This window comes from Flavobacterium sp. FG68, assembly GCF_057808895.1.
In genome coordinates, this window is record NZ_JBMDIY010000013.1 from 119127 (window position 1) to 129171 (window position 10045).

Consider the following 10045-nt stretch of genomic DNA (forward strand, 5'->3'; position numbering starts at 1 on the left):
GCGTAAGATTTAATCTTACGCCTTTTTTAGTTTATTTTTTGGAGATTTTAGCAAGTTGACTATAATCACTTTTTGATTTTAAATCTATATTAAAGTCGGTATGCTTTAAGTTAAAATTTAATTCCATGTTTAAAGTATTTTCACTTACAAAATGATTAGGTATATCATAAACTAATTTTCCTGTTCCATTTCCTGAACCACTCGACTCAAAGCGAGTATCAGCAAGTTTCATTGTATATGTCTGGACAATATCAAAAAAAGCAGATTTAGGAGTAATATTTTTTAAACTATAAGTAGTTGTGATTACCATTTCGATATTAATGCCGCCAATAGGAAGTGTAAGCGGGCTTTCCTGAGAAAAAGACTCACCTGTTTTTAATTTTTTCTCCGGCAGAGCTAGTTGATTAAAAGTACTTTGAACCATCTTAAAAATACTATTTTTAAAGTTTTCCTCCATTCCTTTCCCTACGATCGAATCCAATTTTGGCATGCTCGAAAGCGTAGCATTACCATACAAAAGGGTTCCGCTTGGAATTACACTTTTTCCATCTTTATCAGAAGTTTTTAAATATTCTATGGTAATAGGAAAGCTTCCGTTTTTATCAATTTTACCAGTTTTAGAAACAGTTTCTACATTAAATGAACTCTTTATTTTGACAGGATTTTCCGTTCCGTTTTTCTTTAGTATTTCCAGTAATTTTTCGGATCCTGAATATGTCATTTCATAATCTGAAGAATTAGTGACTGTTTGATTGTAAATGGTTTCAGGTGAGTAACCCGGTTTGAAGTCTAAAATTTGATTTGACTGGCAGTAATTTTGAAAAGTTGTAAAAATAAAAAATAGTAAAAAAGATTTTTTCATGTGTGAAAATTAGGGAGATAATTGTTTTAGGTATTTTATAAAACGAAAATAGACAAATTATTATCAATGAAAATTTTATTTTATCTAAAATTTTACCTTTGGTTTAAAAACAAAAAAGCAGCTTATAGATAATTATAAGCTGTTTTTTTTTAGGAAAAAAATATTTTATTAAAGAGCAGTAGTTTGTTGTTCCGCTTCTCTTAATTTTTGATTGTCTAAAATCTTCTGAATAAAAGGTTTTACCTCTTTCTCAATTTCAGATTCAGATATATTTAAAGCTTTTGGATCTGATGCCAATTGCAGCCATGGTTTTGGGCCGTCAAAATTATAACTTCCAAAAACTACAACCGGAGTTCCTTTTACTTTTACATTTTCTTTGTCTTTCAAAATCCATTCATCGGCAAATTTGTAAAGATATTTAGCATCTTTTTCCAGTAATCTCAAACAGGAATGTGATGCCGGATAACCTGGTAATTCATATTCGTGAAAACCAACTCCAAGTTTGTTTTCGATATTAAAATTCCATTTTAAATCCCATTCGTCATTAAAAGTACTCGTTGTTTTTTCTGCTTTCCAATTGGTGAAAAATAACCCGGTTGGTGTTGGATCTTTTTTTCTTCCCATATTTGTTGGGCCTGTATAAACCAGCTCGCCGTTTTCGTAAGCAGCAAAAGTCTGGGTAGCATAGGAGAAAATAATGATTTTCGAAACTTCTTCTAAAGCCCCAACATGCAGTGGAAACGGTAAATAATAAACTAAATCTCCACTAAAATCTGCAGGAATAACTACTGAATCTAACTTTTTTAAATTCGCTTTATCAGTTCTGTTTACTGCATAAACAATATCCAGTTTACTGCTGTCAGCTTCATTTGTTTTCAGCCATTCTTTAGTATTGCTAAATTGATAAGAAACTGCTGATTCTGGTTTCTTATATTCAATTGTTTTTTTAGGTTTTTTATCAGTTGTATTATCTGTCAGCTTTACAGTGTCACTTTTTTTACAAGAAATCACTAAGGCTAACATTAATATAAGTAGTACGTTTGCTGTATAATATAACTTTTTCATAGGGTCGTATTTTTATAGAAATAAAATTATAACTATACCCGCCAATATGTCTTACACAATTCTTTAAATTCTTTGTTGGATTTTCATTTTACAGCTATAACATTTATTTCAAACATTTCGTTTAAGATAAGTTTAAAAAGTTCTAACAAATCATTTAAGATATTTAAATCTAGAATTTCGCCATCACTAAAATAAGATAATTCAAATTTGTCTTTTGGAAGCTTCTCTTCCCAAATCCCTTTTTGATCTGAGATTTGAATGTTTACATCTTTCTGATTACTGATACTATTTCTTATATCACTATTTTTTAATAATGTTTTTATCTTAAATTCATTATTACTTTTAATTGTAAAGGCTTTATCAAAATCAGCATAACCAATTTCTATGTCTTGCGCCCCAAAGAATTTTTCAATTTTACGAATAAACCCTTCTTTATAAATTTCGAATCTAAAATTATCCTGTAAAGTAATCGGAACAATTACTCTAGTCATTTCGGTGCTGTATTTTCCAGACCAAAGGGTATAATTATCAAAAACAATTTTCCAGTTTTCATATTCAATTTCAACGGAATCTGAATGCCAGGAATAACCTTCTTTAAAAATTCCATTAGTTTGGTTTGCAAATTCTTTCCAGATATTCATATTATTTCGATTCAATTAATTTCAAAGTAGATTCAAACTGCGTATCCTTATTTTGTAAAAAATCTTCTAAAGTTTGTTTGACTTCATAATCAGGAATAACGCCTCTGCCAAATATCTGATTGACCTTTTTAGGAACATCCTGATCTAAATTTACAATCGAAAATTTTGTTTTAATTTTTGTGTTTGGTAATTCATATTCAACAGGAGTGTGGCCGTTATGTCCGAAATAACCGCCCATAGTTTCTTCACCAATAATAATTGCATTTGTATTTCCTGTCACTAAAGAAGCGAATAACGACCCTGCAGAAGCAATTCTTGGACTTATCAATAAATAGATTTGTCCTTTAAAATTGTTTGTATCAGGTTGTAATAATTGATTGAATTTTTCGTCCTGATTGTATTTTCCGTTTTCTAACTTCGGAAACTCTTCTTTTAAATCAGTTTCAAAATCATTTTTTTCTTCCAGCTTTTTTTGAGGTTCGGTTTCATCGTAAACAAAATAATCTGCAAACGGAATTTCCTGAAAACTAACATATGCAGAAGTATTTTCGCGATATGGTTTTTGTGTAAGATAAGAAAAAGTCAAAATATCATTTGGATCGCTGCCGCCACCATTGTTTCTTATGTCTACAATTAGGTTATTTATCTGGTTGTTTTTGCTTAAATATTGAAAACAGCTGTCCAGATATTTTTTATAAGCTAAATGTTCTTTTGCTTTAGCATTTTTACCAATTGAAAAAGTATGAACAGAGAGTAAGGCCGTATTTTTAGAAATAATCGTAAACGAATATTTGTTTTTTGCTTTATTAAACTGAAGACTATCGATAGGAAGTGAAAACCGATTTTTGAAATTTTCTTTTCGGATATCATTAGATACGGCAGGAACTATTTTAGTCAGTTTCTTAGAACTATTAAGAAGGGAATATTCTACCAAAAAGCTCTTTTGAGATCCGTATTCCATTTCAAAATACTTTCCAAACGAACTTGTTAATCCAATATATTTTCCTGAAATATTGTAGCCGTCAGTAGTGTAATATTTATAAAAGTCTTTTATTAGTTTATTGACTTTAATTTTGTTTACACTATGAATTTCTGAGCCTAACGGAATTTCTGAGTTTTGAAAATTGATTACTAACTTTCCTTCAATGAGTTTTACAGGATATGGAAAAAATACATTTCCTGATGAAAATTTATTCTGAAATTCATCAGGAAGAGTAGTATCATTGTGTACGCTGCCTTCAAAATCAGTAATTTTTAAAATGATTTTGTAAAATTCGAGCAGTGTTGCAGGTTTTTCTATTTGTGAAAATGCCCAGGAATAAATACTGTCAATTTGCTGTTTTGTGCGGTATTTGTATAATCCAGAATTGGCTTTTTCTCTTATTTCTTTAAAAATAGTAAGATCTTGTTTTAGTTTTTCGGCTGGCAGTTTCTCATTTTGTGCCATTATAAGAAAAGGTAAAAACAGAAAAAATAATATCTTGAATTTGGACATTTGAGTATTTTTAGAATTTAAAAATACTCAAAAAATCTAAATTAAATTTTTAATCTTCGCGTGCTGCAGCAATAAAATAGTTTTGGCATCTGTAATCTCTCCAGATTCAATCATGGCGTAAGCTTCATCAAAAGTATATTCCAGAACTTCAATATTTTCCTGTTCAGCGTCAAGTCCGCCGCCAGAGCTTACTTTCATGTTTTCATCATATTCTCCCACAAATAAATATAGAATCTCTGTTACAGAACCTGGAGACATGTAGGTTTCAATAACTTTTTGAACTTTTTTTAAGCGATAACCTGTTTCTTCTTCCGTTTCTCGAATTATAGCTTGTTCGGCATTATCTTTATCTAAAAGTCCGGCGCAAACCTCGATCATCATTCCGGTTTTATTTCCGTTAAGAAAAGTTGGTAAACGAAATTGTCTGGTTAGAATAACCGTTTTTTTAGAACTATTGTATAATAATATTCCGGCACCATTTCCGCGATCATACACTTCACGAATATGCGATTCTACTTTTTCGTTTTCCTTTTTATAGTTAAAAGTAACTTTGTTTAATACATACCAATTATCAGATAATAATTTGGTTTCTGTAATTTCAATTTCTGGATTTTTTCTCATTTCGAAAATAGTTTCATAAAAAAAAACGCCCTGATTATCAGAGCGTTTAAATGTATTATTTTGTTATTGTTTGCTTTCTGTCTGGTCCAACCGATACAATTTTGATTGGCACTTCGATTTCTTTCTCAATAAACTCAATATATTCTTTTAGCTCGATTGGCAATGCATCATAAGTTGTCAATCCTGTTAAATCTGCTTTCCATCCTTTAAACTCTTTGTAAATCGGAGTAACATTTTCTGGTTCAATGTTATAAGGGAAGTGAGCAATGTTTTGACCTTTATAGTTGTATTCTGTACAAACTTTTAAAGTTTCAAAACCAGAAAGAACATCACCTTTCATCATCATTAACTGCGTAACGCCATTTACCTGAACAGCATATTTTAAAGCCACAAGGTCTAACCATCCGCAGCGTCTTTGTCTTCCTGTTACAGATCCAAATTCGTTACCAACTCTTGCCATTGTCGCTCCAACTTCGTCAAAAAGTTCAGTTGGGAAAGGTCCGCTACCAACACGAGTAACGTAAGCTTTAAAAATTCCGTAAACTTCTTTGATTTTGTTAGGAGCAATTCCTAAACCAGTACAAGCTCCGGCAGCAGTAGTATTTGATGAAGTTACAAAAGGATAAGTCCCAAAATCAACATCTAATAATGAACCCTGAGCCCCTTCACAAAGAATAGATTTACCAGCTTTTTGAGCTTGGTGGATATATTCTTCACTGTCAATAAAATCTAATTTTTTTAATTCTTCGATAGCTTCAAAAAACTCTTTTTCAAGTTCTGCTAAATTGTATTGAATAGCAACATCATAGAAAGCAATCATAGCTTCATGCTTGTCAGCCAATGCTCTGTAGCGCTCGTTAAAATCTTCTAATTCAATATCACCTACACGTAAACCGTTTCTACCCGTTTTGTCCATATAAGTTGGACCAATTCCTTTAAGAGTAGAACCAATTTTTGCTTTTCCTTTTGAAGCTTCAGAAGCCGCGTCAAGCAAACGGTGCGTTGGTAAAATTAAATGTGCTTTTCTTGAAATGATTAATTTCTTTTTGATGTCAAGGTTGAATTTTTCTAAACCTTCAATTTCTTTTTGAAAAACTACAGGATCAATTACAACACCATTTCCGATAATATTTATTGAATCTTTATGGAAAATTCCAGAAGGAATAGTTCTAAGTACGTGCTTAATTCCATCAAATTCTAATGTATGTCCTGCATTTGGTCCTCCTTGAAAACGTGCAATAATATCATAATTTGAGGTAAGAACGTCAACAATCTTTCCTTTACCTTCATCTCCCCATTGTAATCCTAGTAATAAATCTACCGTCATTCTGTTTTTAATTTGCGTTAGGACAATTAAAAGCTGTCCTACTGATTATGTAGTTAATTTTCTTTTTTTTTAATTTTTTGAAAAAGCCTTTCTTTTAAGACTGTGAACTCTGTTTTTTGTTTCCGTAGAAATAAAGCGAGTGATTTGTGATTTCAATATCAAATATCTCTTCGATAGTTTTTTTGATGGTTTGAATTCTTGGATCGCAAAATTCGATTACCTCACCAGAATCTGTCATAATGATATGATCGTGCTGTTTATCAAAATATGATTTTTCGTAGTAAGCCTGATTTTGTCCAAATTGATGTTTTCTAACCAAAGCGCAGTCTAACAATAACTCGATCGTGTTGTAAAGCGTAGCCCTGCTCACACGGTAGTTTTTGTTTTTCATTTTGATGTATAGGTTTTCTATGTCAAAATGCTCCTCGCTATCGTAAATTTCCTGAAGTATAGCATAACGCTCAGGAGTTTTGCGATGCCCTTTTTGTTCAAGATACATTGTAAAAACATTTTTTACAATTTCTTGATTCTTAGTGTTGTCAGTTGAAATAAGTGTCATATCCTGCAAAGATAATTTTTTATTTTTAATGAATAAAAGTTTCGGGTTTAAAGTTTAACGTTTAAACTGGAATTTGATAACAGGGAATGTACCAAATTCAGGCTTTTGCGCTATTATATTTTACAAAGTTCAACAGAACTTAATTAACATAATTATTTTAATTTAGGAGAAAAATAACAGATTTTCAGCTCGTTTTTGACATATACATGTACCAGTTCCATTCCCATGTTTTTCCCTGATCATCAGACATAGCCTGACTCCACACCGGATTATTTTCGTCACGGGCATCCCATCTAAATACCTGAATTACATTTTTACCTTCATAAATATCTTTAGAGAAAAAATGTCCAATTTTATTTTCAAAAGAGCCTACAACGGGTTTATCTAATGTTCCTGAATTGGAATCGGCCCAGTAAATGCTCCACAATTTTGTCTTCGGATTAAATAATCTAACGGTCATTCCTTCAAAAGGTTCTCCGTCAAAAGTGGCAAGAAAATTATCAATATTGCCAATTCCGTTTAAAATCTTATACATTTCCTGGGTAGATGGAAACTCAATCCACTCCGTGCAATTGGCAAATCTTGTTTTTAATTTTTTGTTACGAATAACCGATTTTCCCTGAAAGAAATCGAAATCATCTTTTGAGGAAGATTTAGAAGCGACAATTAAAAGTTCGCCATTTTCATCAAAAATAACTTCGGGAATTTCTAGGTTTTCATTTTTCATAAACAATGATTTGGTTCTTGTTTTGACGCTTTGAGTTTAAATTATTTAAACACATAGAAGCATAGTTTTTCTTTGTCTGCAAAGGCGTTTCACTTGTATAAACAAACATAGCTATGTGTAAATAATGTGTCATTTATTTTACCTTTAACATTATAAATTGATTATAATAAATCTATGTTTCTATGTGTTAAATGGTTTTTTATTAATCATGCCTAATATTTTTTAAATATAAATTAGGTTCTATATTCTCTGGTAACTTTATCAACACCGTCAATTTTCTTAATAGCATTGATCATTTTTTTCAAAATGGTATTGTTTTGAACAATTACAGCAATTTGACCGTGGAAAATTCCGGCATCCGTACTCAAAGAAATACTCTGAATATTAACGCTCATATTATTCGAAATTACACGCGTTAATTGATTGGTAAGTCCTAAAACGTCCATTCCCGTAATGTTGATAATGGCTTTAAATTCTTCTTGTGAAGAATCGATCCATTTGGCGCTCATGATTCTGTATGCATAATTTGACTGCATTCCAATGGCGTTTGGACAATCTTTTTTATGCACTTTAATTCCTTCATTTATCGTTACAAAACCAAAAACATCGTCACCCGGAATTGGGTTACAGCATTGCGAAAGTTTATAATCCAGTTTATCATGCTCAGTTCCAAAAACCAGCATGTCGTAATTACTGCTGATAACTGGTTTGTGAATATCTTCGGCAGCGGTATTGTCTTTATTTCTTTTAATTTTATTTTTAAAGAAATTGATAAACGTATTTCCTTTTTGTGCTGCGTAATCTTTTAACTGCTGATTTTCGATAGCGCCAATTCCAACGCGATAAAATAAATCTAAACTGGTTTTTAATTTAAAAAAGTTAACTAACTCGTTTGTAACTTGCTCGTTAAGTGTGATTTTTAAATGTTTAAGTTTTCGGGTAAGTAATTCTTTTCCTTCCTCGCCAATTTTTTTCGTGTTCTCGTTAAGAACGTTTTTGATCTTATTTTTTGCTCTTGAAGTTGTTACATATTCCAACCAGTTTACCGTAGGTTTTTGGTTTGCAGATGTTATAACTTCAACCTGATCACCGCTTTTTAATTCGTGGTTCAAAGGCACAAGACGTCCGTTTACGCGAGTTCCTCTTGTTTTAATTCCAATTTCAGAGTGAATGCTGAAAGCAAAATCCAGCGAAGTTGCGCCTTTTGGCAATGATTTTATTTCTCCTTTTGGGGTAAAAATGAAAATTTCTTTTGAATATAAATTCATTTTGAAATCTTCCACGAAATCTACCGCATTTGTCTCCGGATTTTCTAAAGCTTCACGAAGTAAATTTAGCCAGACATCTAAACCGCTTTCTTCGCTTGCGCCATTTTTATATTTGTAATGCGCTGCATAACCTTTTTCGGCAATTTCATCCATACGTTCGCTTCGAACCTGAACTTCAACCCAGCGTCCTTTTGGCCCCATAACAGTAATGTGAAGTGCTTCATATCCAGTAGATTTTGGAGATGAAATCCAGTCACGTAAACGGCTAGGGCTCGGTCTGTAATGATCGGTTACGATAGAATATATTTTCCAGGCGATGAATTTTTCATCGTGCGGATCTGATTTATAAACGATTCTAAGCGCAAATTTATCGTACACTTCGTCAAAACTCACGTTTTGCGCGCGCATTTTACGGCGAATCGAATAAATAGATTTCGGACGGCCTTTTATAATATAATCTATATTTTCAGCATCAAGAGATTTCTTTAAAACATCAGAGATATCTTTGATGTAAGCATCTTGTTCTTCCTTAGTTTCTCTAATTTTGCTTACAATATCTTCGTATACAGCAGGTTCTGTGTATTTTAATCCTAAATCCTCTAACTTGGTTTTGATATTATAAAGTCCCAAACGATGGGCGAGAGGAGCGTAGATATAAAGCGTTTCAGACGCAATTTTTGTCTGTTTGTATTCTGCCATCGAATCCATCGTCTGCATATTGTGAAGACGATCGGCTAATTTTATCAAAATTACACGCACATCATCGTTCAAGGTCAGGATCATTTTGCGGAAATTCTCCGCCTGCATGGATGCATTTAAGTCTTTTTGAACTAATGAAATCTTAGTTAAACCTTCAACAAGCTGCGCTACTTTTGGGTTAAATAAACGCTCAATATCTTCAACAGTTATGGGAGTATCTTCGACAACATCGTGTAATAAAGCCGCGGCAATAGAGGTCGCTCCCAGACCAATTTCTGAGGCAACAATTTTCGCAACTGCAATAGGATGAAAGATATACGCTTCACCAGATTTGCGTCTTTGTTCTTTGTGAGCATCAACGGCAACATCAAAAGCTTTACGAATTAATTTTTTGTCGGCAGGGGTTAAAGTCTGGTAACTAATTCGCAGTAATTCCTTGTATTCGTGCGTAATTGCTTTGTTTTCTTTTTCAATATCTATTTCTATCATAACGGCATAGTTCAAGTACTAAAAATAAGAATAACTTAGAACATACGCAAGGGAATGGATTGTTGATTTTAGAGTTAAGATTTTAGATTTTTTGAATAAAAAAAGGGCTTCGACTTCGCTCAGCCTGACAGCGAAAAAAGATGATTAAAAATAAATTCCAATTTTTTTAAATTGCTTCGCCTGTTCGCTATCGCTCGAGTCCAAATTCCAATAAAAAAGAGCGGAGCGATTTTTTATAAATCTAAAATCTAAAATCTAAAATCTAAAATCTAAAATCTAAAATCTAAAATCT

The 10045-nt window shown here is 32.1% G+C and carries 9 protein-coding genes; all 9 read right to left on the reverse strand.

Features of this window, described 5'->3' with window-relative positions:
• Positions 1-31: 31 nt before the first annotated feature.
• The gene (locus tag ACODSB_RS10505) at positions 32-862 is read right to left on the reverse strand and encodes a hypothetical protein (protein WP_180861632.1); all 831 of its coding nucleotides are present in this window, start codon (positions 860-862) and stop codon (positions 32-34) included.
• Between the two features lie 168 nt (positions 863-1030).
• The gene (locus ACODSB_RS10510; RefSeq protein WP_488936992.1) at positions 1031-1927 is read right to left on the reverse strand and encodes a L,D-transpeptidase; all 897 of its coding nucleotides are present in this window, start codon (positions 1925-1927) and stop codon (positions 1031-1033) included.
• A gap of 83 nt (positions 1928-2010) precedes the next feature.
• Positions 2011-2568 carry a hypothetical protein gene (locus ACODSB_RS10515; protein WP_256637354.1) on the reverse strand — a complete coding sequence of 186 codons (558 nt, stop codon included), beginning with the start codon at positions 2566-2568 and terminating at the stop codon, positions 2011-2013.
• 1 nt (position 2569) lies between these two features.
• Positions 2570-4015 (reverse strand): S41 family peptidase, encoded by a 1446-nt coding sequence (locus ACODSB_RS10520; RefSeq protein WP_488936993.1) that lies wholly within the window; start codon positions 4013-4015, stop codon positions 2570-2572.
• An 84-nt stretch (positions 4016-4099) separates the two neighbouring features.
• On the reverse strand, positions 4100-4684 hold the full coding sequence (locus ACODSB_RS10525) for an NUDIX domain-containing protein (RefSeq protein ID WP_053471020.1): 585 nt from the start codon (positions 4682-4684) through the stop codon (positions 4100-4102).
• 55 nt (positions 4685-4739) lie between these two features.
• The gene (locus ACODSB_RS10530) at positions 4740-6011 is read right to left on the reverse strand and encodes an adenylosuccinate synthase (RefSeq protein WP_056204000.1); all 1272 of its coding nucleotides are present in this window, start codon (positions 6009-6011) and stop codon (positions 4740-4742) included.
• 94 nt (positions 6012-6105) lie between these two features.
• Positions 6106-6570: a Fur family transcriptional regulator gene (locus ACODSB_RS10535; protein WP_053471018.1), complete on the reverse strand. Its 465-nt coding sequence runs from the start codon at positions 6568-6570 to the stop codon at positions 6106-6108.
• Positions 6571-6754: 184 nt separating this feature from the next.
• Positions 6755-7297 carry a hypothetical protein gene (locus ACODSB_RS10540; protein ID WP_488936994.1) on the reverse strand — a complete coding sequence of 181 codons (543 nt, stop codon included), beginning with the start codon at positions 7295-7297 and terminating at the stop codon, positions 6755-6757.
• Between the two features lie 233 nt (positions 7298-7530).
• Positions 7531-9753 (reverse strand): RelA/SpoT family protein, encoded by a 2223-nt coding sequence (locus ACODSB_RS10545; protein WP_053471017.1) that lies wholly within the window; start codon positions 9751-9753, stop codon positions 7531-7533.
• Between the last annotated feature and the right edge of the window lie 292 nt (positions 9754-10045).

What these genes read in the sequence shown, in the direction of transcription:
- ACODSB_RS10535 (WP_053471018.1), bottom strand. Translation starts at nt 6,570, where the DNA reads ATGACACTTATTTCAACTGACAACACTAAGAATCAAGAAATTGTAAAA.
- ACODSB_RS10540 (WP_488936994.1), bottom strand. Translation starts at nt 7,297, where the DNA reads ATGAAAAATGAAAACCTAGAAATTCCCGAAGTTATTTTTGATGAAAAT.
- ACODSB_RS10520 (WP_488936993.1), bottom strand. Translation starts at nt 4,015, where the DNA reads ATGGCACAAAATGAGAAACTGCCAGCCGAAAAACTAAAACAAGATCTT.
- ACODSB_RS10505 (WP_180861632.1), bottom strand. Translation starts at nt 862, where the DNA reads ATGAAAAAATCTTTTTTACTATTTTTTATTTTTACAACTTTTCAAAAT.
- ACODSB_RS10530 (WP_056204000.1), bottom strand. Translation starts at nt 6,011, where the DNA reads ATGACGGTAGATTTATTACTAGGATTACAATGGGGAGATGAAGGTAAA.
- ACODSB_RS10515 (WP_256637354.1), bottom strand. Translation starts at nt 2,568, where the DNA reads ATGAATATCTGGAAAGAATTTGCAAACCAAACTAATGGAATTTTTAAA.
- ACODSB_RS10510 (WP_488936992.1), bottom strand. Translation starts at nt 1,927, where the DNA reads ATGAAAAAGTTATATTATACAGCAAACGTACTACTTATATTAATGTTA.
- ACODSB_RS10525 (WP_053471020.1), bottom strand. Translation starts at nt 4,684, where the DNA reads ATGAGAAAAAATCCAGAAATTGAAATTACAGAAACCAAATTATTATCT.
- ACODSB_RS10545 (WP_053471017.1), bottom strand. Translation starts at nt 9,753, where the DNA reads ATGATAGAAATAGATATTGAAAAAGAAAACAAAGCAATTACGCACGAA.